Annotated in this window: 24 protein-coding genes; all 24 read right to left on the bottom strand. The window is 55.1% G+C overall.

The features are described from left to right. Positions 1 to 14 precede the first annotated feature (14 nt). Positions 15 to 686, bottom strand: a complete 672-nt coding sequence (locus LEPIL_RS18545) for a carbonic anhydrase family protein (RefSeq protein ID WP_002774911.1) — start codon at positions 684 to 686, stop codon at positions 15 to 17. A 42-nt stretch (positions 687 to 728) separates the two neighbouring features. Next, a complete protein-coding gene (locus LEPIL_RS18540; RefSeq protein ID WP_246811972.1) occupies positions 729 to 1739 on the bottom strand; it encodes a DNA-methyltransferase in 1011 nt (336 codons plus the stop codon). Between the two features lie 18 nt (positions 1740 to 1757). Further along, a complete protein-coding gene (locus LEPIL_RS18535; protein WP_002774901.1) occupies positions 1758 to 3032 on the bottom strand; it encodes an APC family permease in 1275 nt (424 codons plus the stop codon). Between the two features lie 127 nt (positions 3033 to 3159). Beyond that, positions 3160 to 3726 (bottom strand): winged helix-turn-helix domain-containing protein, encoded by a 567-nt coding sequence (locus tag LEPIL_RS18530; protein ID WP_052608452.1) that lies wholly within the window; start codon positions 3724 to 3726, stop codon positions 3160 to 3162. Beyond that, positions 3723 to 4495, bottom strand: a protein-coding gene (locus tag LEPIL_RS23120) for an IS5 family transposase (protein ID WP_086004589.1) whose coding sequence is annotated in 2 segments (ribosomal slippage) — positions 3723 to 4147 and positions 4147 to 4495 — 774 coding nt in all. Because the reading frame shifts where the segments join, the coding sequence is not laid out codon by codon here. Before LEPIL_RS23120 ends, LEPIL_RS18530 begins: the two co-directional genes overlap by 4 nt. A 61-nt stretch (positions 4496 to 4556) precedes the next feature. Next, the gene (locus LEPIL_RS23115; protein ID WP_169314834.1) at positions 4557 to 4730 is read right to left on the bottom strand and encodes a response regulator; all 174 of its coding nucleotides are present in this window, start codon (positions 4728 to 4730) and stop codon (positions 4557 to 4559) included. Then, a complete protein-coding gene (locus tag LEPIL_RS18520; protein ID WP_040919108.1) occupies positions 4705 to 6039 on the bottom strand; it encodes a sensor histidine kinase in 1335 nt (444 codons plus the stop codon). Before LEPIL_RS18520 ends, LEPIL_RS23115 begins: the two co-directional genes overlap by 26 nt. Before the next feature lie 75 nt (positions 6040 to 6114). Next, a complete protein-coding gene (locus LEPIL_RS22605; protein WP_002774897.1) occupies positions 6115 to 7041 on the bottom strand; it encodes a hypothetical protein in 927 nt (308 codons plus the stop codon). Beyond that, entirely contained in the window at positions 7034 to 7561 is a 528-nt protein-coding gene (locus LEPIL_RS18510; protein ID WP_002774895.1) for an ImmA/IrrE family metallo-endopeptidase, read from the bottom strand. Before LEPIL_RS18510 ends, LEPIL_RS22605 begins: the two co-directional genes overlap by 8 nt. A 200-nt stretch (positions 7562 to 7761) precedes the next feature. After that, complete coding sequence (locus LEPIL_RS18505) at positions 7762 to 8517, bottom strand: DNA-methyltransferase (RefSeq protein WP_002774893.1); 756 nt, start codon at positions 8515 to 8517, stop codon at positions 7762 to 7764. 58 nt (positions 8518 to 8575) lie between these two features. Continuing rightward, the gene (locus LEPIL_RS22600) at positions 8576 to 9286 is read right to left on the bottom strand and encodes a hypothetical protein (RefSeq protein ID WP_052608450.1); all 711 of its coding nucleotides are present in this window, start codon (positions 9284 to 9286) and stop codon (positions 8576 to 8578) included. Then, a complete protein-coding gene (locus tag LEPIL_RS22595; protein WP_002774889.1) occupies positions 9279 to 10631 on the bottom strand; it encodes a hypothetical protein in 1353 nt (450 codons plus the stop codon). Before LEPIL_RS22595 ends, LEPIL_RS22600 begins: the two co-directional genes overlap by 8 nt. 7 nt (positions 10632 to 10638) lie before the next feature. Next, complete coding sequence (locus tag LEPIL_RS22590) at positions 10639 to 11289, bottom strand: hypothetical protein (protein ID WP_002774887.1); 651 nt, start codon at positions 11287 to 11289, stop codon at positions 10639 to 10641. After that, on the bottom strand, positions 11286 to 12431 hold the full coding sequence (locus tag LEPIL_RS18485) for a baseplate J/gp47 family protein (protein WP_002774885.1): 1146 nt from the start codon (positions 12429 to 12431) through the stop codon (positions 11286 to 11288). Before LEPIL_RS18485 ends, LEPIL_RS22590 begins: the two co-directional genes overlap by 4 nt. Before the next feature lie 54 nt (positions 12432 to 12485). Next, the gene (locus LEPIL_RS18480) at positions 12486 to 12869 is read right to left on the bottom strand and encodes an LIC10183 family protein (protein WP_002774883.1); all 384 of its coding nucleotides are present in this window, start codon (positions 12867 to 12869) and stop codon (positions 12486 to 12488) included. A gap of 2 nt (positions 12870 to 12871) precedes the next feature. After that, positions 12872 to 13474: a hypothetical protein gene (locus LEPIL_RS18475; protein WP_002774881.1), complete on the bottom strand. Its 603-nt coding sequence runs from the start codon at positions 13472 to 13474 to the stop codon at positions 12872 to 12874. Then, positions 13471 to 14733, bottom strand: coding sequence for a hypothetical protein (locus tag LEPIL_RS18470; RefSeq protein ID WP_157135115.1), 1263 nt, complete (start codon positions 14731 to 14733; stop codon positions 13471 to 13473). Before LEPIL_RS18470 ends, LEPIL_RS18475 begins: the two co-directional genes overlap by 4 nt. An 85-nt stretch (positions 14734 to 14818) precedes the next feature. Next, a complete protein-coding gene (locus tag LEPIL_RS18465; RefSeq protein ID WP_002774877.1) occupies positions 14819 to 15181 on the bottom strand; it encodes a LysM peptidoglycan-binding domain-containing protein in 363 nt (120 codons plus the stop codon). Then, positions 15178 to 15753 carry a DUF6046 domain-containing protein gene (locus tag LEPIL_RS18460; protein ID WP_002774875.1) on the bottom strand — a complete coding sequence of 192 codons (576 nt, stop codon included), beginning with the start codon at positions 15751 to 15753 and terminating at the stop codon, positions 15178 to 15180. The genes LEPIL_RS18465 and LEPIL_RS18460 overlap by 4 nt, the downstream gene beginning before the upstream one ends. Continuing rightward, positions 15753 to 18137 carry a phage tail tape measure protein gene (locus tag LEPIL_RS18455; protein WP_002774873.1) on the bottom strand — a complete coding sequence of 795 codons (2385 nt, stop codon included), beginning with the start codon at positions 18135 to 18137 and terminating at the stop codon, positions 15753 to 15755. Before LEPIL_RS18455 ends, LEPIL_RS18460 begins: the two co-directional genes overlap by 1 nt. Positions 18138 to 18153: 16 nt before the next feature. Next, complete coding sequence (locus LEPIL_RS24075) at positions 18154 to 18279, bottom strand: hypothetical protein (RefSeq protein WP_002774871.1); 126 nt, start codon at positions 18277 to 18279, stop codon at positions 18154 to 18156. A 238-nt stretch (positions 18280 to 18517) separates the two neighbouring features. Continuing rightward, positions 18518 to 18946: an LIC_10177 family protein gene (locus tag LEPIL_RS18450; protein WP_002774870.1), complete on the bottom strand. Its 429-nt coding sequence runs from the start codon at positions 18944 to 18946 to the stop codon at positions 18518 to 18520. Positions 18947 to 18993: 47 nt separating this feature from the next. After that, a complete protein-coding gene (locus tag LEPIL_RS18445; RefSeq protein WP_002774869.1) occupies positions 18994 to 19434 on the bottom strand; it encodes a hypothetical protein in 441 nt (146 codons plus the stop codon). Positions 19435 to 19446: 12 nt separating this feature from the next. Then, entirely contained in the window at positions 19447 to 20949 is a 1503-nt protein-coding gene (locus LEPIL_RS18440; protein WP_002774868.1) for a DUF2586 family protein, read from the bottom strand. Positions 20950 to 20952: the final 3 nt, after the last annotated feature.

Genomic DNA, 20952 nt, shown 5'->3' with positions numbered 1-20952 from the left:
CCTCGTAGTCGCTATTACTCCGTCTCTTCGATGCGATCGGACTTACCCGTACTGCGTTCGGCATACGGCCAGCGACTCAGATACTCGTCAATGTCTTCGGGTGATGCCTCAATCGCCGACTTCATAACGATATAAGGGACGCTGTAGCATGGAGGAACGGGTAACGCTCCTGTATAGTAGTAATGTCCTCCGTATGACGGCTTGAGGTCCGACAGGGTTAACTCACCGCTTCCATTCTCGATCATCGATCGCAGAGCCGGACGGCCCTTACCCTTACGCACAAATATCGAAAGAGCGAGCGCGGCTGAATCATCCGAAACGGCAAAAATTTGTAGCTCCATGAGAAAGGGCATGCCCAGCACGCGATGCTCGGACGGCGCGATCATGCGCAATAGACGAACGCTGTATCGCTTCCCTTCATATTCAAGAGAGGCGCCTTCGCTGAACTCATAGATCGGACCGCCCGCCGCACCCGATCGGCGATACTGCACACGTCCAAAATCGAAGACCGGATCTTTTCTCTTGCTGATGATCGTATCTGATATGTCGACGGGATCACAGGAGGCCGCAGACTCCCACTTTGAATCGCTGAAGGCACGGTGCGTCGCTATACCCGACGAACAGCCGCCCGCAAAATACGTTAAAGGCACAAGGAAGATAACGAATGAGAATCGCCAGATCGACATGGGAACAGAGGTTGCATCGGCCTCAACCGATCAATTCGTTTTTTAAAGACTATCGGAATCCGCTGTCGCCTGATCCTGCGATGTTGGATCAATCGGCGTCTGACCCGACTCGACTTTCGGTGGCGCCTTGCCGCCCGTATCGCCCGTTTGCAGGTAGCGATCGATTCGCTGCCGGGCACGCTCAGCAAACTCCGGAGCGATCTCGAATCCCACGTACTGGCGATTCGTGGTCAGCGCGGCCAGCGCCGTCGACCCGCTCCCCATAAACGGATCCAGAATAACGTCATCTTTGAACGTATAAAGCTCTATCAGGCGGCGCGGAAGCTCGACAGGAAACGGAGCGGGATGCCCGACCTTCTTCGCGCTTTCCGTCGGCATCGTCCATACCGACTTCGTCCACTCCATGAAGTCTTCTTTTGTGATCGTGTTTTCGCGTCCCTTCGCATCGCGTCCGAATCCGCCTTTCGAGAAAATGAGGATGTACTCGTGCACGTCACGCAGCACAGGATTGGAGGCCGATTTATAGCTGCCCCATGCCATTGATACGCCGGCGCCCGCCCCTTTATTCCAGATCACCTCTCCGCGCATCAAGAATCCGATCGACGTCATGATATGCGAGATATGGTCGGATAACGGTATATACGGCTTGCGACCGACGTTGGCGACGTTGATGCAGGCACGTCCGCCATGAACAAGGACGCGGTGCGTTTCGCGAAAGACGTCTTCAAGCAGTTCGAGATACTCGCGTAAAGAAAGATCCTCGTCGTAGGCCTTCGAGACGTTATAAGGCGGCGAGGTGACCATCAGATGAACGGAGCGGTCGGGGATCTGCTTCATGGAGCGTGCGTCTGCGAGGATCAATGCGTTTCGCAGATCATCGGGTAACGCTTGATCCTCTTCAAAGGGCGTTTCGCGCGGAAGTTCAGAATAAAGCTTCGACTCATAGTAACCGGATGCATCGTGGCTGATGCGATTACCCGCCCCAAACGATCGCGTTTGCGTCTTCTCTCTCCTCTGCTCGCTCTCTTTTTCGTCCACGGCTCTGATTCTCACAGAGCCGGGGATTCACAACTACTTTATGCGATGGTAAATCGACTGCCAGCTCCATCCGACAAGAAGCAGCGCCAGACCACCGGCCCAGATCGGCCATTCCACCATGAAGGCAAGCATGAGCGTTCCCAGCAATCCCGCCACCGCAAATACTCGCGGAAACCGCCTGTCTGCCGGCGGTAGCCTCAGCGCCGCGGCATTCGTGATCGAATAATAAACGAGCACCGTGAAGGCACTGAAACTCCACGCGAGCTTGATGCTTCCGAATAGAACAAGCACAAGCATCACAGCCATCGTGAGAATTACGGCCGCCTTCGGCGAATCCTGTGCATCGAGCCGTCCGAACACCGCCGGCAGATCTGCACGGCGTCCCATCGAATACACGACACGCGAAACGCCAAGAAGCAGATTCAACGTTACGCCTGCCATCGCCGTCAGTGCGGCGATACTCACGATGAAGCTCGCCTCCGGCCTGTTCAACAGATGCAGGATGGCTGATAGAGGAGCGGCCGTCTCGGACGTTAACCTGGCCAGCGTGGCCGCACCCACTGAAGCCAGAGCGGCATAGCTCACGGCGGCATAGAGAAGAAAGGTCAGGCCGAGCGTGATGAGGATCGCCCGCGGAATCGTCCGCTTCGGATCATGCACCTCCTCGCCAAGCGTGGCAATGCGCCCGTAGCCCGTATACGCTACAAAGATCAGAGCCGTCGCCTCAAAGAAAGAGGACATATCGGGCGCAAGCGGCGGCCATGTGTGACCCATGCCGGCCGTAGCCGGGTCACCGACAGATAGGAATACGGCCGTTACCGTAAAGACGACCAGACCGAGCAAAGTGAACAGAACGATCACAGTATTCGCCTGATTGGACCGTCGAATACCGCCGAGCACGACGGCCGTCATCAGCAAAAGAAGCACGGCCGCAACGGGCATACGCCAGCTCTGATCGGCATCAAGAAGGGCAAGCAGGTATCCGGCTAACCCGAGAACGGCCGTCGCTGCCGACGCCGATTTCGCACAGACAAAGAGCCATCCGGCGGCGAAACCCATCCGCGGGTTAAGATAGCGATATCCGTACTCGTAGGTGCCGCCACTGACCGGATGCGCTGCCGCCAGCTGAGCACTGGAAAGCCCGTTCAGAAGAGCAACGAGACCGGCAAGAGCCATGGCCGGAAGAATACCCGGTCCGGCTAACCCTGCGGCCAGACCAATACTCACAAAAACGCCCGTTCCAAGAATGGAGCCGAGGCCGAGAAGCAGGGCTCCAGGTAAATGAAGTTCGCGGCGAAGGGTTTGCATATCGTGAGAGACCGGATCGCATGAACAGATGCGACCGCAAGTAATAAAGGCGGGCCTGTCGATCTGAGAGGTTTAAATTCACATAATTGTCATCAAAACCGTGCCGGGCGCCCTGTTAGCCCATAGCTCAGGGCTCCGTGCAGCGATATCCCACGCCGGTCTCGGTCACGATGATGGCCGGTCGATGCGGATCCTCTTCTATCTTCTCGCGCAGCTGATTCACGTACACACGCAGATACTGCATGGCGGAACGCACATCATCCGGAGTCTCACCGGCAGGACGCCCCAGTTCACGCAGCAACTGGTTATGCGTCAGCACACGACCAACATGCCGCAAAAATATTGAAAGAAGGGCATACTCCGTCGACGATAGATGGATGTTCTGATCGCCTCTCTGCACAACATGTCGGCCAAGGTCGACAACAAGGTCTCCGAAGCGATAGACTGGCTGCGGAGTTTCTCGAACAACGCGTCGCAGCAAGGTACGCATCCGCGCAAGCAACTCACCTGTACTGAAAGGCTTCGTCAGATAATCGTCGGCACCGGCATCAAGGGCTGCGATCTTATCATCTTCGCTCCCCTGCACGGACAGAACGAGAATCGGGCCGCTGAACCACTCGCGTAATCGCTGCAATACCTCGATGCCATATAGATCGGGTAGCATCAGATCCAGAATGATTACAAGCCATCTCAAAAATGTCTGAGTAGGATAACGATACAGCCTAACCTGACAAATGAAAGATAATTTTCCCAATATCTTTCGAATCGATTGAGTATTCTACGAAAGTTCTGGAGCCAGGCAAAGAGTCTTTCGACCTTCCATCTGCGTTTGTATCGACGCAATTCCCGTCCATCCTGTGTACTCTCCTTTTTCCGGCCCCGTCTATGTGGGGCTATCATCTTGATTCTTCTCTTTCGAAGTTGTTTATCCAATTTATCGGAATCATAAGCTCGATCACCGATAATCCTTCGAGGAGCTTTTCTTGTGAACTTATGATCAATAGTCTTCTCTACGAGAGTGACTTCATGTGGCGAAGCGCTTTCAACCCAGCAGGCGATAGGAAGACCGGAAGCGTCTGCCATTGCCATGATCTTGGTCCCTTTACCACGCTTTGTTTTCCCGATTTTGAGCCCCCTTTTTTAGCCGAAACGAAAGTTCCGTCTATAAAGCTTTCTTCAATGTCAATTCCACCACGTTCTTCAAGGTCTCTCGCCAGAGCCAGGAGAATCTTTTCAATTGTGCCGTTACGAGTCCACTCCTGAAAGCGACGATGACAACTCTGATAGGAAGGATACCTATCCGGTAGATCCTGCCAGCGGGCTCCAGTTTTCAAAATCCACAAGATTCCATTTAGAATACTTCGCGGATCAATTCTCTCCCGCCCCCTCCCGTCTTCTCGTGGCTTTGGTTCTTTGATAAGAGGCTTTATGATCTTCCATTGGGCATCTGTGATATCCATGATAGAGCTCCTATAGGAGCTATCGTTGTACGAACCCCTCGGCAGTACAAGCAAAAAGTACTTGTCAGTAGTTTATATTTGAGATGGCTTCTATATCGGGTCGCTCTTTCGCCGCAAGCACGACGCCTTTCTCGCCCTCGTCGGCCTCCGCAACGCGGTAACCCGCATCTTCAAGACCGACTCGCAGAAAGCGCCGGATGGGCAGTTCATCATCAATGATCAGCACTGCTTGCTTCATATACAGCATCCTCTCCGAGCAGGATCTCAAACCTGTTCAATCCACCGTTCCTGCCCGTCTTTAACCGAAGCTCCGCTTCTCTATGAGCCTCGACAAAGCCTTTCGCTATCGACAGGCCAAGGCCCGCTCCGGGCATCTGCGATCGCGTCATGCTCGAACGATAGAATTTCTCGAACACCCTTTCTCTCTCGCCCGGTGAAATGCCCGGACCATCATCCTCAACGGAAAAGACGGGCCGACCCGATACCACGTTGAAACCGAGCCGAACTTCCCCGCCTCCTGAATAACGCATAGCGTTTCGTACGAGATTGCTCAACGCCTGCGCTATCAAAACGGGATCGACGAATACAAGCGGAACAATCGCCGGCCTGACCAGACGGATGGTCGTCCCGTTAAGTATGTCCTTCGCATCAGAGGCGACGCCGGCCATAATATCGCCGGGATCAGACCAGATCAACCGCGGAACCACATGTGCCGATTCGATGCGCTGCATATCAAGCAGGTTCTCAATCAGAGCATTCAATCGATCGGAGGCATCGACAATATCGGTTAACAGCTCCTTCGAGGCGGAGGTCTGCATGTGAGGCTCAAGAGCGGAGGCCGCTCCTTTAATCGTCGTGATCGGCGTTCGCAGCTCATGCGAAACGGACGACAGGATGTTGCGGTACAGCCTGTCGGATTCGGCATGCAGGCGCAGGGCGTCGCTCTTTCTCGTCCCTTCGACGCGAAGAAGAGCCGATGCAAGCTGAGCGGCGACGGACTCGACAAGCATGCGGGCCTCAGATGATAGAGGATCAGCCCCTTTGCGGTCAACGTCATCTGCAAACTCAAGCTGCATGACTCCGGCAATCTGCCCTGAACTCAATAGAGGCAGATACTGATGCGGTGAAACCGGTAGCGTATCGGTAAACCTGCCCGCGGGACGACGATTGTCATGGCACCAGAGCGCCACGGCTCGCTCGCGATCCGACATCGCTCTTTCATCGGGAAAATCCAGAGAGCCTTCGCTCGAAGCAAGAATAGAGACCTTCACCGGAAGCAGAGTTTCGAGCTGGGTTATACAGACGGCGATCATAGACACCGGGCGATCCATTGCCGCCAGCTCTTTCGTCACCCTGTAAAGCGCCGTCGTCATCGCCTCCCGACGCCGAACAAGATTCTCGCGAGTGCGGACTCGCGAGGTCAGCACGCCTGTGACGGCGGCGATCACGAAATAAAAACCGAACATGAGAGCATCCTCAAGTCGATAGATATGAAACGTAAAGCGAGGCGGAATAAAAAGAAAGTTCCACGACAGGGCGCTGATCAATGCGGCGTATTTGCGGGCAAAACAAATTTGCAGAATGTGCGGTTAAGTCGGGAAAACTGATTGATTACGTATCGATCAAGGCATTGATTTCGTGATTTTGGTTTGGAGGTCGTCATTAGGAATATCTTGGCCATCAGTATTATTACCAGATTCACCAATACTTGCAGCTTCTTGCATAGCCTCCTTTTTATCAATGCTTTGCTTTCTCACTGAATGTAAATCTGGTATATTGCCGAACGTGGGTTGGCCTGATTCTCCTACGATATATGGCAAATGACAAGCGAGTTCATTGTTTACTTTCTTAATTGCAGCTTTGCAGTAGACGATGAAATCGTCACGATCCAATCGCTCAGGTTTCCCTGTCAGTTTGAATGCTGCCTCTTCAAATGGATCCTTGAGAGGTATCCACAACATTGGATAAGGGTTACCTCCGAAAACGCCTTTAAGCTCAGTTTCACCGCCGTATCTAATACCCTGCATCTCATTCCATTGGTCTGAAACAACGGCAGAGCTAAGGAGATATGCCGCCTCTACTGAAATGGCAATCCTGGTGGCGCTGGCAAACTTACAAATGCGAAATCCAGCATCTATAGATGGCCCAAGATAATCTGGTTTTATATCAGGATTCTTGCTCTTGATTACAGCGTTGACAACGGGAAACCCAGCAATCCAGATTGCTCCCTTAACAGCCAGATGCTTTTCCTTTTCTTGTTTTTGAAATCCTTCGTTGTGACGATCAATGGCGGCTTTCAATACATTCACGAGGTGAACCATATCTTCCTTTTGCAGCACCTCGGATGTAAAAAGAAGTTCGTCACCAGCACTCTTCCAGAATTCCCAACCACCAGCGCTTTCAATGCGCACTCGCATATCCTCGTGGAATTCCTGAAAGAACTGGAACCATGCTTGCTCACTGGCTTCGCTCCTATCTTTCTGAGTTTTGAAAGCAGTCGAACCAATAACATCAATACTGCAAAAAGCAATCAGTTGTGATTTAGCCACGCAGCCCAAGCCTTTTCAGTCTAACCTCCATAGCGCTTGGAGACACACAGAAAATATCGGCAAGATCAGAAATGCTGGTGTTTTTCTCAAACTCTTCTGCTACTCTTTCGGCAGGCATCAAGAAAGCACTCGCGAACCAGTTTGCCTCCCATTCTGTTCGACCGGTGCCGTATCGCTCGGCCTTAAATGGGCCTTTACATTCCGCATGGAGGAAGTAGTGGCCGAGTTCGTGAGCTACCGTAAATCGGTCGCGAAGCGGATGGGTGAAGGATGACAGAAAGATTTGAAATGATCCGTCCTCTTCAATTTCGATTGATCCATCTTCAGTACGGTCAAAGGCACTCGGTGGCAAATATATGATTTCCCCGTTCAAGCTTTTGACCACGCCAGGTAAATCTCCGGCAACCTTAAATCCCAACTTTTCTGCCAGCATTTGAGCATAGCGCTCCACCGTAGCTTTAGACCAATTGCATTCCTTCGGAGTTTTGTAAATTATTGAGGTGGTTGGCGATTTTTCCATATGCTCTCGTTATACTCCTATTGCGGGACGCTCGATAACATATCTAACATCCAAGCAAACAAGGCCGGAAGCTTTGTCAATAATTTGCTTGAGCTATCCCCAAAGCAGGTGGGTCAATCGTTCGAAAAAAGAGACTGAATCTCAAATACTCGGTGCTAACAGATGTTCGGTTTTAGAAAAAAATGATTCATTGCACCCTGTCAGTTAAAAACCCCACAAAGCCGCCCGATCGCCATCTCGACGAATCGCTCTTCCCGCTCAATCCCGATTGCCCGGCGGCCCATTCTGGCGGCCGCTTCCAGCGTCGTGCCGCTCCCGCAGGTGAAATCGAGGATCACATCGCCGGGGTCGGAATAGGTTTTGATCAGGTAAATCATGATCTCCAAGGGCTTCTGCTGGGGATGCCCTCCAGGGATGACTTTCCGAGGGATTCCGTCAATAATCGAGGTCGGGAATCTGGTTCCGGGATTCTCGACGTCTTGAGTCTCCCATGTCCGGTAATTCTCAGACGTCTTCTGCCGGGCTTTCGATCGGTACGGTTTTCCGGTGCTCATCTGCGGATGGTACTTCGCCTTTCGGCGGGAAAAGACGACGACATTCTCATGCTTCCGCATCGGCCGTACATTGGCATTCAGGTTGCCGGTGACGAGGTGCTTGTTCCAGATCCACTCGCACCGGAACTGCTTGCGGTTGCTCGACACGAGATCGCTCGTGAAAGGTTGCTGCGAGAAAAGGACGATCGGCGCGTCATCACGGAGAAGCCGATTTAGCTGAGGCCAGAGCCAGTCGAGCGGGAGCGGTTGGTCGAATCTGGCAGCCGTTACACCGTAAGGCGGATCTGTAATGCAGGCGTCAATCGTCTGGTCTGCGAGGGTCGGCAGTATCTCTTTAACATCGCCGTGAAATAGCGTAATCCCGCCCGAATCGAAGGCAGGAGAAAAGGTTGCGGTTTTCATCCTGCACGTATGTTTAGCACATCTCACGGTGATTGTCCAGCTTGTTTTTCCGACCTACTTACTGCTGCGGTTCAGTAGACGGAAACACGGCGGCTTCGATCTCCGCATCTGTCATAGTTGGCATAGCGTCTTCCAGCGCCTGCCGCTGACCGATAACCTGACCGACGATCACGACCCATGCATCGGCCTTAGCGATGATCCGGCTGACAAGATCGGCCTTAGATACCCCACGCGACGCTGCAAGAGCGTCGATCATCGGCGTCGACGCGTTACTGTCGGACTGATAGGCGCGCGCCTCGGCCTCCTGTCGATCCCACGTGCGGACCTCTGCGTCGGGATACGTTGCCTTCAGCGCTGCGAGAGCGGCCTCTGCCTGCCCGTTGATCCGGGCGAGATACCACCCCTCAAGATCCGATCGCGTGTATCGCCATTGATCATCCTGCCATACCTGACCGGGCTTCGGCTCCAATGTCGTCATCGTCTCATCAGGCTCATCGCCGAGATCAAGCCTTACTGGCGATCCATCCGCCTTGAGCCACAGCAGGACATCACGGTTGTCTGGTACGAGCACCCACGCAGTGCCCACACGCCGAGGCCATGTGTGCTCGGGCCACGGCTTGGCAGGTATGGAATCAAACGTTGCGTTATCCGGCGGAGCCAGATAGCCGCCCGCGATGTGATCTGGCTGTGCTGGCTCCGAGTGCGTATAGGCGCCATCTGCGTCCCAGCAGTAATATGTGTCGTTAGCCATCTCGATTACCTCACTCATATGATATACCCCAGTGTATGCCCACTGTCGCACCGCGTGTCTCATCACCCGTGCGAATGCCGGACGACAGGGCGGTCGGCCCGCTGATCGACCAGTCCGCCCACGTGCCGCCAGGCGACGAGATCGCGAACGTCGCTGCGGTTGTCGAGCCGCCGCTCGGCCCATTGGCGCTGAAGATTTGATGTCTGTGGCTCAGCAGCTGATCGAGAATGACACCCATCAGAAGGCCACCGTCATAATAGCTGCCGTTCGCCTTCAGGAAAGCTCCACTTGCGCCCGCGCCGCGGACGCCTAACCCTCTCCAGTCAGGTAACCGAAACGTCGTCGCTCCATCCCCCGTGCCAAATTTGGCCTTATTCGCGTCATCAATCAGCGATGGGCGGGCGCTGACCCAATCCCACAGGCCTGCATAAGCGGCTCGCGATGGATAGGTGCCGCCGAAATACAGCACGCCTGCGGGCGATGTCGGCTCGATGTAGATGCCGAGCCGGCCAATCGTCGTGCTCGCTGGCTTATTGATGACATTGGCCCAATCGACTAATTTCTTTCCACCGGCTTCGCCGGAAAAGAAAGCGTTTATTTGTGCCTGTGTAAACACTTCGGAAAGGAGCGCTATCAACTCTTCTGATCCTTCGACGCCGGCACGGAACCGATCGACGGCTTCGTCGAATACGAGTCTCTGGGCCGGAAGACTGCCTCGCATAACACGCAGACCGGCGTAGCCCAGCGATACCCCGGCGCCTGTCTCGCCATGATTGAGATCGATGACGGCATCTTTGATCTGTTGGTTAACCGTCTCGATCGACGTCATCGAGCCGAACACCTCGATGCCGCCGTAGGCACGGATCTTGCCGCCCACATCCAGTCCGCCCGCAATCGTCATTGAACGCAAGCTGCGCAGATCTGCCCCGAGCGTGCCGACCCCGGCAGCAAACGTCACCGACCACAGCGGGATATCACCCGGCTGTGCGGCCGCACGGAGCACGATTACGTAACTGTCGTTGCGGTACTGAACAGACGTGCCTGATAGATCCGGGTCGACGCCGTCGCTCATGGACCATTCGTGACGCAAGGCGACGATCCATGATCCGTCGGGCACAATGACGCTCTGCGATGATGGATGGTGAATTCGCTTGCCATCAATATCATAGGCCAACGTCGGCCCTACACTGATCAATCCGGCACCGGCGATCGTTACCTCGCCGCCGAACTGGACGCCATGAGAGTAATGATCCGCTGTCCTATTAACGATCGCATCGTCCTTGGATACCTGCTCGAAATCGAGATCCTCTTGATAGACTGCTTTGCCCCTCTGGGGCCATACTATGCCTGGTGTTGTGTTCATGCTTACCTCAGAATGGATGGAATACGTGGAGTGGGCTGTCCGGGGCCGCATCGATGCGCCGGCCGACGGTCTGGCCGGATGACGGAACGGAGCCTACCCCCGCATCGAGATAGATCTCAGGCCAGCCTGCACCGACCGTGATGCGATCGATCAGGCGACGGATGCGAGCTCCACGCTCGGCAAGGTCACCGACGATCGGGGTCGGAGCGTAGATATGATAGGCCGTCATCGCATAATCACGCGAGGCAATGGGGGCACCGACAGGACCGCCGACTGTCCAGACGTGGTCGTATACACGCACGATCTCGACGTCTGCAACAGGCGTAAGCAGTATCTGTGATACGATGGCCTTTCGCGTGGCATTGGTCGGGTTGCGCAAGTGAGCCCGCTCTTCGATGATTCGGTTTCGGTAGGCTTCGAGATCCTCGCCGTAAAGCGGAGGAATGCCCCAGCGCTGGCCCCACAGGATGAGACCGCTACCGTCCGAGGTCTCAAACCAGATCTGGCGCAAGAGCCAGTTCGCCCGCGTGACACGCTCGGAGAGGACCAGCAACAGAGCGGCGAGGAATCGATACCAGAACGAGTCCGGCCCGAGCGCACGGATGCGTCGACGCATGTTCGCCCAGATGAGCGAATCGAAGTCGAACGAGAAGATCATGCGACGTAGACCTCCCCTCTGACCTCATAATCGCCGGCCACGGCAACCTGACCGGCCGCGACGACCACATCACCCGGTGGGTTGCAGAGCACGCGAACCGTGCGCGGCAGTGCAAGATAAAGGGCCTTGATATCGGCCTCGATGTAGTTTTCGCCCTCGGTTAAACCTGAGAAATAGCGATCGAAGATCTCATCGAGGATTTCCTGCGCCGGAATGCTGGCCGCATCCTGAAACTGCACCTGAATGATGCGATCGACGGCGACGGGCGTGAAGTTCTCAAGGAGCACACGAGCAACGGCACCGGGATCGTTTTCATCACTCTCGAACATGGCAAGGATCTCAGCTTGTTCGGAAGGCGTGACAGTTCCGGACAGCGCAAGCAGCCAGAGCTTCACGGCTCCGGGAATGCCGATATCACGGCTGCTCTTGAAGATCGCTCGGGCGACGTTCGGATGCGATTCGGCCTTTGTCCGATACCAGTCAGGTAGCCACATCGTTCCTGCGGCCGCATCATAGGTGCGGATGCGCTCCCGTGCCTGATTGATCGTCTCGCGTGGAGCCCCGGATGTGACAGGATCGACATCGGGATTATACACAACGTCGATGCCAGACGGACCGGACTCGATCACCGATATGGCATCAGCGGCCACATTGCCGATGATACCGCTTTCGAGGCATTCGACGATCGTCTCAACGGTATAGTAGCCGCGAGAGTCTGCAGCCGTATCGGCCGGCACCGTGATCGATTCGAGCGATCGGAAACGGACAGCGCCTTCGCCGGCCGTTGCAACGATCTGTCCCTGTCCGATGGGTATGTCGGCTGTAATAGGTTCCGAGCTACCGATGCGGACCGTATGTCTCGCAGCCTGTGCCTTCTTCCACTCCATTCCGCGTGCGGCGAGATGCTCGTGCAGTTCCTCTTCTTCAGATGTGTGCGGGTGGATTGCTTTGAGGAGCTTATACAGGATGGTATCGATGAACAGATAGACGCCCATCGACAGGGCACGGATGATCGTCCCTGTCCGCGAAAGCGGGCTGAATCGGTGGCTGCGAAAGAGCAGCTTGCCGTTTACGTCCTGAGCGGCTTTCAGGATCGTAACGATCTCGTTGTATACCTCATCCTTCGATGGGAAAGGAATCATTTCCGCCTCTGGCGGAAGTGCAGTTCTTCGCTCTTTTCGAGCTCTATATGTATCTCAAATCGTCCGCGACAGCTTGCGGCCGTCGCTCAGTCGTAAGTCTAAAACAATGCTGTTCTGCGCGTCAAGCTGGACTCGGGAATTCTCCACATCAATGCCGGGAATAAGAGCGAGCATCCGACGCGTGTCCCTGATCCGGCGCAGGCCGTCGCTGCGGGAGCCCTCTTCACCGAGATAGGCGCTCTGCTGCATCGAGTAGAGTTCTGGAAAATCCAGATCGTCGGCCGGCGTCATCTCAAACAGTTCTTCCAGTTCATCGAGAATGTTCTGCCCGACGATCTCATCCTCTGCCAGATCGAAGGTCGCCGACTCAAGATAGAGATCGCCCTTCTGAGGGTTGGCACCGCCGAACGGACCGCTGTAGCCTGCAATATCTGCCATCGTTATGCTCCCAGAGGCTGCGCCTTCGAAGTTACTTTCGCAATCGATCCCGGCTCATCCGTGTACGGGTGGCCGTGATTCTCGAAGTCGATGCCGTTGACCGTAGCCTTCTTGTCGACGGTCAGCTCTTCTTTCATGTGCACGTCTGCCTGAAACTCGACCGGGCCTTTGAACACCCAGCCAGATGCGGCCGCACCGAGAAGCTCATTCGTGCCGACCTTTGCTGTCAGAGCCGTCGGCTCCAGCTTGATCTCGGTCTGTAGCAGCTTGAGCTCGATCTTCTCAGCGCTGGTCTTGATCGTTGCGTTCGTCGGTGAGCCGGCCGGCGCAGAGCCCACTTCCATCTCAATCGATGCGAAGCGCGAGAAACCGACGGCGAGGCCCTGATCCGGATTGTTGCCCCTGAAAACGACAAGGCATTCAGCGTCAATGGCCGGCACACCTTCTGCCGTGTACTCGATATCGGGCACGGTAGCGTCGCCGACTTTCACGTCGCAGCGCTTTGGCGAAGCACTGGCCTTCGTAACGGTGCCGCTGAGGGCATAATACATGGGATGGCCTTTCTGCCATGCCGCAACAATCGCATCGACAAGACCGCCTTTCATTGCTTACCGTCCTTCGCCTGCTTCGCGAACTCGATCGCCTGCGTCAGGCTCATCTGGCCACCGAACTGTGTGGCTCTTGGAGCTGTGATGGTGCTCAGGCGCTGCTGGGCGTTTTCGGTTTGCTGCGATGCAGCTGGCGTGCCCGTCGGCGTCGACCGTACCGTCAGACCGTTCTCGATCTTCGAAGGGAAGTATCCGGGCTCCACTTGCTGCCGGTATGAGGCATTGGAATAGTCAAAGACCTTCTTCACTCTGTTAACGATCGCCAACCCCGTTCGCGCTGGATTGCGCTTGTCGTGGATTAGGATAGGATTCGAGCTCAGCACACGAGGCCAGCCGAACGTAGTGAAGTTTCCCTGAAATCCATCTCCGGCAATCTCTTCCCAGATCCGCATCGCCTTCTCTTTGGCGGCTTGGTCGCTTTTGATTCCAGAAACATCAAAGTTCAACTCGGCATAATTCCCGATAGATTGCTTCAGTGACGAATCTGAAAAATCGCCCTTTGCCGCTTCATGTCGGTTGAACAACCGAACAGCCCTCAAATCTTGAGCATCTACTCCGGGATAAGTCCCGCTATAGGATTGACCCAGATCAGGATCATAGCCTCGAACTGTCACCTTAACGGCCTTCCCCGGCCGTGCGTAAAGATCGTCATCAATGATGTTTTGCCCGAATACAAAGGCTCCGACACGGGTTTCGACGTAGTCAGGATCTCCAGGATCTTTCAGAATTAGAGCACCATCACGATAGTAGATGTCGATGCCGAGCCCATCGTTCTTCACTTCCCGCATGATGGATAGCGCATGAAGCACACTTTGAAGCTGGTTCAATGGGAAGTACAGTCCACCCGAAGGATTGACTGTCTCTGCATCATATAAACGCTTTACTTTCAAAGGGGTTCCCTGTGCTGCGGTGTATGATTCCAGTTTCGTTAGGAAGAGTTCGGTTTGCATTCTCAGATAATTTGTGCCAACCCAGCTCTGATCTACTTTCATAAAGCGGAGTTTGTAAAGTGGATCTCGGGCTTTAATCTCAATGAGGCGGCCCTCGCGAGCGCCCCCGCTCTTGCGAAAGTAGTTCTCGCTATCGTTCGTGTCCTTGCGATCGGGAGCGCCTATCTCATAGATCTGGCCGACGAATTCAATGGGAAGCTTATGGCCATCGGGGTCTCCGTAATCGACCTCTTTATAGCCGCACCGGAAAACGACCGTATCCTCTGGCTGAATCTCTGAGATGTTCTTGTAGTACGGCAGGATCACCTTGAACTCCTGAACCATCGTGGAGCGCGACTGATCCCACTCAGCCCGAACGATATATGGCACGGTAAACTTGCCGATCGTAAGTTCAAACTGCATTCGCAGCATTGCGCAGCCTCCGCACAGTGGCTCCGTTAACCAGAGCAGGAATCACGATCTGGCGGCCGACGAGATCATAGATATGTTCTGTCGGGTTGGCATTGCGCAGACGTTCGGCGAAATGCTCGGTGCCATAATAGAGCAGCGAAACGGATTCATAAGAGTCGCCACTGACGACCGTATGCAATCGCTCGCGGTCAGGCAGATCCGGGATCTCAAGCCTCTGGCCGGATGACGGCAGGACAGAAACCAGACCGTTTGCATCACGCACGGCCGGCCACAGCGTCCAGTCTCCATACCAGCGAGCCGCTATGCGCTGCAAGGTATCACCGCTGCGCCACGTATGCGTCATGGGGTGCCCCCTGTTTTAGATTCTGTCAGGAGTAGCTCATAGTCCGTATCGCTGTAAGCAGTGATCTGCACCGGCTGATGAGAGTATGTCGGGTTATCCGGAATCGTAAACCTCTCCAGAACGAGGTACTCAATGCCGAGGGCATTCATGCGTTCGTTATCGACGACCAGCCTCGATTCGATTTGCCAGATGTTCTTGAGCTTGATAAGCGCATCGACGATGGACTGTATGCCGAGGTAGTCGGCGACAGAGTCGGCCGTCTCGGCCAGTCCGGGGCCTTCAGGGTTCGGTAGCAGATCGCTGTACGCGGGCAGAACCAGATCTAAATCGATGTCGACCGAGAAGTCATCATATCCGCTCATCTCTTTGATCGATCCGTTTCGGTCTGGCACCCGCGTGCGGCTCATGATCCGTTGCGTGGCCAGTCGAATGCGCGTGCCGGGCGGAAAGCGAAACGACCTCCATGCGTCCGTGCCTTCCCCTTTGAGGATGAGCGGATCTCCCCAGAGGGTTTCAAACGCATCAATGATGCGGCCGCCATCGAGTGACTTGATGGGATTAGCGTTTATCATCAGACACGCTCCAGTTCGTCGTAGATCGCCTCAGCCAGATGCCGGCCCCAGTCTTCGATCGTTTCCCTGCGGCCGCGGTTATCATGCTGGAGGTCAACATTCACAGTGGTTTGATTCCCACCCTTAATGTTTACAGGATCAGAGCGGCGGGCCGGTGAAACAACCTCTCTCACGATCTCGGGCACGGCGATAGATCGAGCCATGTCATCAGTCGCACGAACGAGAGTCGGTGTCGCAGCGACCATACCGAGAGCGAGAGTGCCCGTCAGCGCACGGCCTGCGTGAGTGAGCCGCGACAGCGGCCCCATCTTCGCGTCAGAATGAGGCAGGAACTTATCCACCTGTTCGAACAGATATTTGACGCCGCCGAGTAGTTGACCTGCACCTGTGAACATACCCTCAAGGAAAGCAGTTACAAAACCGAGCCCGGCCTTTTGAGCCAGGGACTTGATTCTGACCCATGCGGCGTCGAAGTTACCCGCAAGCAGATCCGTGACGATGCCTTTGAACTGAGCCCAATTCGAAGCGATCAAGAGAGGCAGACCGATGAGCGGCGACAGCAATACGATGAGGCCCTGAGCCCAGCCAGGAAGACGATTCCATAAACCGGTAACCGTCTCGAAGGCGACTGTGGCGCCCGATGACAGGCGTTCCCATAGAGCGACAAAGGCTGTGGTGCCGGCATCCCATACGTTCGCTATCCAGCGCCATGCAGCCGTACCGTATGCAACGATCTTGTCCCAGTGCTTCGCCGCGAGAATCACGATGATGCCGAGGCCGCCGGTGAGCACGACAAAGAGCACAGCCAGCAACCCGCGCAGCCATCCCGGCGCAGATGACCAGCGTTCTCGTATCCATGTCCATGCGGCCCCGCCGGCAGCCTTCACCTTATCCCAGTGGATAATCAAAAGAGCAATGCCGGCGATCAGAGCGACGACGCCGAGAACGATCCATGTGAGCGGGTTCGCCATCAGTGCGACGGCAAAACCCCATGCCGCTTTTGTCGCTGCCAGCATCGACACACCGACCGCTTTGAGCCCGAGAGCGTACGCTCCGCTGGCACTCGTGGCCGCGCCCGATGCGAGGGCACTGTATAAGTTGAGGATAGTCCACATTTTGAGAACCGAACTTGCGGCGACGATCATGCCGCCGACCGCGCCGATGCCTGTCGCAAGGAGAGCAAAGGTGCCGATATACTGTGCCACCTTCGGATGCTCGGCCGTGAAGCGAGCAAGCCATTCCACGCCATCAGCCAACCACGACACCAGAGTCGTCAGAGGGCCGACGCCAGAGGAGATCTGCCCCCAGATCGCCGTCAGGCCTTCTCGTATTCTCCGCAGTGATACCGGGAACGTTTGCATCTTGATCGCCGAGGCATCGTCAAGGAACTGCCAGTTCTGATTCATAGAAGCTGTCGCGATCTCGATCATATCTTCGCGCAGAGCCTTCGTATGCGGCAGCAACTCGCGCAGCATCTTTGTGCCTTCTTCAGAAAAGGCTTCATTCAATAGCTTGTTCGACGGCGACTTCTTTGCGATCTCATCAAGAATATCAGGCAGAGCCTTCATCTTCTTCGTGACCGGGTCGATCTTGCTGATGCCGAGTTTCGCGAGGCCTGTGTCCATCTTATCAACGAACACGCGGAAGGAGTTACCTGCCGTCGACGGCACCATCGTGTTGAGCAGGCGTCCGATAATTGCCGATTGTTCTTCAAGCGTGAACCCGGCAGTGGCCGCAGAACTGCCGAGCGTCGTGAATGCCTGATTGATGCTCTCGCCGTCCGCTCGGAACTTGTTAGCCGCCCACGTGATGTTATTCCCGAGGTTGCGGGCAAAGTCTACCTCAGAAAGATGCTGATATCGGTGGGCAAACTGGTTATACACCATGCCAAACGTTTTCGAGAGATCCTCGAAGTTGCCCTTCGTGGCGACGGCCGTTCTGGCGATCGCATCCGTAAATTCAGGCAGAGCCGATAGATCAAGCGTCGACACGGCCGACTTGATGTCATAAATGCCGGTGAGAAGAGTCGTCTGAGCGATACCGAGCTCTGCCGACATTGCCGTCGTCGCAGACTCGATGCGCTGGATCTCAGCGCTCGTAGCGCCGAGGGTGCGTATATCGCCGGTGAGCTCTTCGACTGCAAGGCGAGAATGCACCATGCTCGTCGTCAATCCGACGAATGCAGCAGCAGAGATAGCAGAGAAGCTAAGGGCGTATTTCGCTCTCTTTTGAAGTGATGCAACCCATGCACTATCATCCGGAGCCATCTCAAACTTATTGATCAGGGCATCCCAGTGGTTTCCTATCTTAGAAAACACGGATGTTGCAGCGTCCCATGCAGTGACGCGTGCGTTGAGTTCGTATGTGGCGGAGGAATCGCTCATAGCGACCCTCCGGAAATCAGAATATCAGGCTGGCAATCAGGACGAGTAACGGCGGAACGACAATGATGCCGATCAAGGCGCAGGCCAGCAGTATCAACAGGCCTTCGTTGCGAACCTTGCGCTTCCAGGGATCTACTGCCATGAATGCAGTATACCTCGATGGGATGACATTTCAAGTTGTTTTTCACTCTATTTCCCTCCCAGCGCCTTCGCTATCGCCTGAGCCATCAGCTCGACATGATGTCGCTCCATCCATTCTATCTCAGCCAGCCGCTGCATATAGCCGTCGTCGTCCTCCGGTACAGGCAGCCCCGGAAACCAGTGTGCCGACAGGAGTTCGACGAGGCCGCTTCCATTCTCTAACTCTGCACGGCGCCGGCTTACAGCTTTTTTGAGGTGGCCTCAACGGTCACCTTCGCGATCTTCATCAGCTCGACACTGACCGCCGTTGGCAGGCCGGGAGCGTCACGCAACCATCGCTGCACTGTTTCAGATTCGAAGCGCGGGAAGAGCAGACACAGCCGAAAGAGTTCCAGATCCTGAGCCAGCGGATCGGCAGCTTTGCTGATCTGAGCCTTCTTCGCAATACGCGACATGATCTCACGAGCCGGCACGCGGCAGATGCAATGCGAGTCGCCGACTTCAATCACGTGAATGCCGCCCTTGTCTTCGTAGACTGCTTTCAGCTCATCGAGGGCTTCTTGATTCTGCTCGATCCAGACATCGTCGATCGTCGACTCAATCGGTGAAAGTTGATTAATGGCGGCCTCAATGCCGCCAACCTGCTTGTATGCATTCGTTGCATCCATTCTAATTCTCCTGTTTTTGCCTGAACCTTCAGGCATTCATGGTTGGCTCAAACGAGCATGATAATGGGATAACTCGTTAGACCGAAATCGATGGGAACATCCATTTTAGAGTTACCCTCTTTCCAGTTCATGTCAAACTTGATGATCTTGGCTGCGGGGATGATCAGCTTGAACACTTTGTCACCCACCTGAGATGTCGCTGTGATTGGCTGAGGCGGCAACTTGAGCAGGTCACCACCATAAATGATAGCCTGATTGAACAGATAACCCATCTGGTCGAAACTCAGCTGAGCCTTGCTACTCCGCTTGTAGCGTTTGATCGACCAGCTCACCGCTTCGCCGCCCTTACCATAGTTCGTTTCGAACTCGGCCTCGTAGCTTAAACCGAACTCAGTAAAGTCGACGAGATCAGTGCCAAACAGATTGAGCTGGAATCCTTCCCATGCTCCGGCTTCGGGGATTAAATCCCCGGGTTGAATTACAGACATCGATAGCCTCCCTTACTCGGCCTGTGCAAAAGACGTCTTCCAACTGATCGCTTGCGCACGGCCTCTGATATACATTGTGAGCAGGGCTTCGATGATCCCTGTCTTACTGAACGTCTTTTCCGGATCGAAGGTGATTTCAAATCCGCTGATCTCTGCGCGCCCCGGTTGCACCATCGCCTTCTTCACTGCGGCCGACGCATCGGCTTCCATGAAGTCGAAGGACAGAGCTTGCGTATCGGCATTGATCTTCGGCACGCTGTTCTGATAAACGATGCGATGCGCCTTGTCTGCCCGACGCTTTTCCGGGATCTGCTGAAAGTCCGATTCCGGATGAGCCTTCAGGCGATCACGAGCGATGAAGATGCCCTCGAAGTTGTTATACTCCTTGAGCACGACATGGCCTTTGTCGTGAAGCACGTCCATCCAGTCCTGATAACCCTGCTGCCAGTATTCGATCTCAGACATCGTCAGGGATCGGTGATTCTGGACGAAGCCGGCCGACTCGTTAACAGGTCCGGCCGCAAGCTTCGCACAGAGCAGAGTCGCAGCGTTCCGGAATTCTCCGATCGTACCACCCGCATCTTTGACCGATTCAATGCCGCCATACGCAGCGATGCCGCCGGCGATATACCGTGCTCGTGCTGACACGATCGCAACACGCGGAGAGAAGAACGGATCGAACTCCTCATCGATGGCCTGAAAATAGTCGCTGATATTCTCGGGCGTTTCCTGTGTGGCGGGCGGCATCTGTTCTGCGAACGACTTCGCCTGTAGAATGGCAAACGTCGGCAGGTTATACTTCGTCTCGAACTCGATGAGCGCTTGATTTACCGAGGTGGCAAACGCACGAGTAGCGCCGATGCCGATGTGAAGCCATCGAGGGCGATACTCCTGTTTCAGCGTCATCAACGCATCAAGATGCGAGGCATACGATGCCGTCGGGCCTTTGATCGTGAATACGAAACGATCGCCTGCCTTGAACGTGTCGGCCGGCGTCGTGCCGTCATCGGCGAACGTTGCTGTCACACCTGCGGAAAGAGCAATCGGAGTCCCCGTTGCCGGCGTAACAAGCGGTGCCTCGAACGTCACACCGCCATCGGTGCTGCGACGGTATTCTGCTGTGGCGTGCGCTCCAGATTTGGTTATCAGGAGGACGACGACGGCAGATCCAGTCGGAGTGCCCGTAAGTGTGGGGGCAGCAGCGAGGCCGGTATTCGCAGCGTCTGCGTTGACGGCCGACGATCCCGCTTGATCGTTATCCGGACGGACGCAGAGAACAGGTTGCGGCACCTGACCGAGGTCTTCGTTGAACTCCTCGAAATGCTGCACAAGCGCATCGACGAGCGGGCCACGTCCGAAGATATTCTTCGCGTGTGCCTTATTCAAAATCAGATACGCCCGATTTGCATCGCCGGTTTCAGCGACGAGGATCTTGGCATGCACCCGATCGGCGATAGCGGCTGATAGGCCGAGGCCACCGTCGATGTGGGTCGTTGTAACATTGCCTGTCGGCATAAT

The organism is Leptonema illini DSM 21528 (assembly GCF_000243335.1).
In the GTDB taxonomy this organism is placed as follows: Bacteria; Spirochaetota; Leptospiria; order Leptospirales; family Leptonemataceae; genus Leptonema; species Leptonema illini.
The sequence above is the reverse complement of the archived record's forward strand: the minus strand, read 5'-3'. Positions and strand labels throughout refer to the sequence as shown.

What these genes read in the sequence shown, in the direction of transcription:
- LEPIL_RS23115 (WP_169314834.1), bottom strand. Translation starts at nt 4,730, where the DNA reads ATGAAGCAAGCAGTGCTGATCATTGATGATGAACTGCCCATCCGGCGC.
- LEPIL_RS18440 (WP_002774868.1), bottom strand. Translation starts at nt 20,949, where the DNA reads ATGCCGACAGGCAATGTTACAACGACCCACATCGACGGTGGCCTCGGC.
- LEPIL_RS18460 (WP_002774875.1), bottom strand. Translation starts at nt 15,753, where the DNA reads ATGATAAACGCTAATCCCATCAAGTCACTCGATGGCGGCCGCATCATT.
- LEPIL_RS22590 (WP_002774887.1), bottom strand. Translation starts at nt 11,289, where the DNA reads ATGATCTTCTCGTTCGACTTCGATTCGCTCATCTGGGCGAACATGCGT.
- LEPIL_RS18510 (WP_002774895.1), bottom strand. Translation starts at nt 7,561, where the DNA reads ATGGAAAAATCGCCAACCACCTCAATAATTTACAAAACTCCGAAGGAA.
- LEPIL_RS18445 (WP_002774869.1), bottom strand. Translation starts at nt 19,434, where the DNA reads ATGTCTGTAATTCAACCCGGGGATTTAATCCCCGAAGCCGGAGCATGG.
- LEPIL_RS18545 (WP_002774911.1), bottom strand. Translation starts at nt 686, where the DNA reads ATGTCGATCTGGCGATTCTCATTCGTTATCTTCCTTGTGCCTTTAACG.
- LEPIL_RS18535 (WP_002774901.1), bottom strand. Translation starts at nt 3,032, where the DNA reads ATGCAAACCCTTCGCCGCGAACTTCATTTACCTGGAGCCCTGCTTCTC.
- LEPIL_RS18505 (WP_002774893.1), bottom strand. Translation starts at nt 8,517, where the DNA reads ATGAAAACCGCAACCTTTTCTCCTGCCTTCGATTCGGGCGGGATTACG.
- LEPIL_RS22595 (WP_002774889.1), bottom strand. Translation starts at nt 10,631, where the DNA reads ATGAACACAACACCAGGCATAGTATGGCCCCAGAGGGGCAAAGCAGTC.
- LEPIL_RS22600 (WP_052608450.1), bottom strand. Translation starts at nt 9,286, where the DNA reads ATGAGTGAGGTAATCGAGATGGCTAACGACACATATTACTGCTGGGAC.
- LEPIL_RS18485 (WP_002774885.1), bottom strand. Translation starts at nt 12,431, where the DNA reads ATGATTCCTTTCCCATCGAAGGATGAGGTATACAACGAGATCGTTACG.
- LEPIL_RS18465 (WP_002774877.1), bottom strand. Translation starts at nt 15,181, where the DNA reads ATGACGCATACGTGGCGCAGCGGTGATACCTTGCAGCGCATAGCGGCT.
- LEPIL_RS24075 (WP_002774871.1), bottom strand. Translation starts at nt 18,279, where the DNA reads ATGGCAGTAGATCCCTGGAAGCGCAAGGTTCGCAACGAAGGCCTGTTG.
- LEPIL_RS18455 (WP_002774873.1), bottom strand. Translation starts at nt 18,137, where the DNA reads ATGAGCGATTCCTCCGCCACATACGAACTCAACGCACGCGTCACTGCA.
- LEPIL_RS18450 (WP_002774870.1), bottom strand. Translation starts at nt 18,946, where the DNA reads ATGGATGCAACGAATGCATACAAGCAGGTTGGCGGCATTGAGGCCGCC.
- LEPIL_RS18480 (WP_002774883.1), bottom strand. Translation starts at nt 12,869, where the DNA reads ATGGCAGATATTGCAGGCTACAGCGGTCCGTTCGGCGGTGCCAACCCT.
- LEPIL_RS18475 (WP_002774881.1), bottom strand. Translation starts at nt 13,474, where the DNA reads ATGAAAGGCGGTCTTGTCGATGCGATTGTTGCGGCATGGCAGAAAGGC.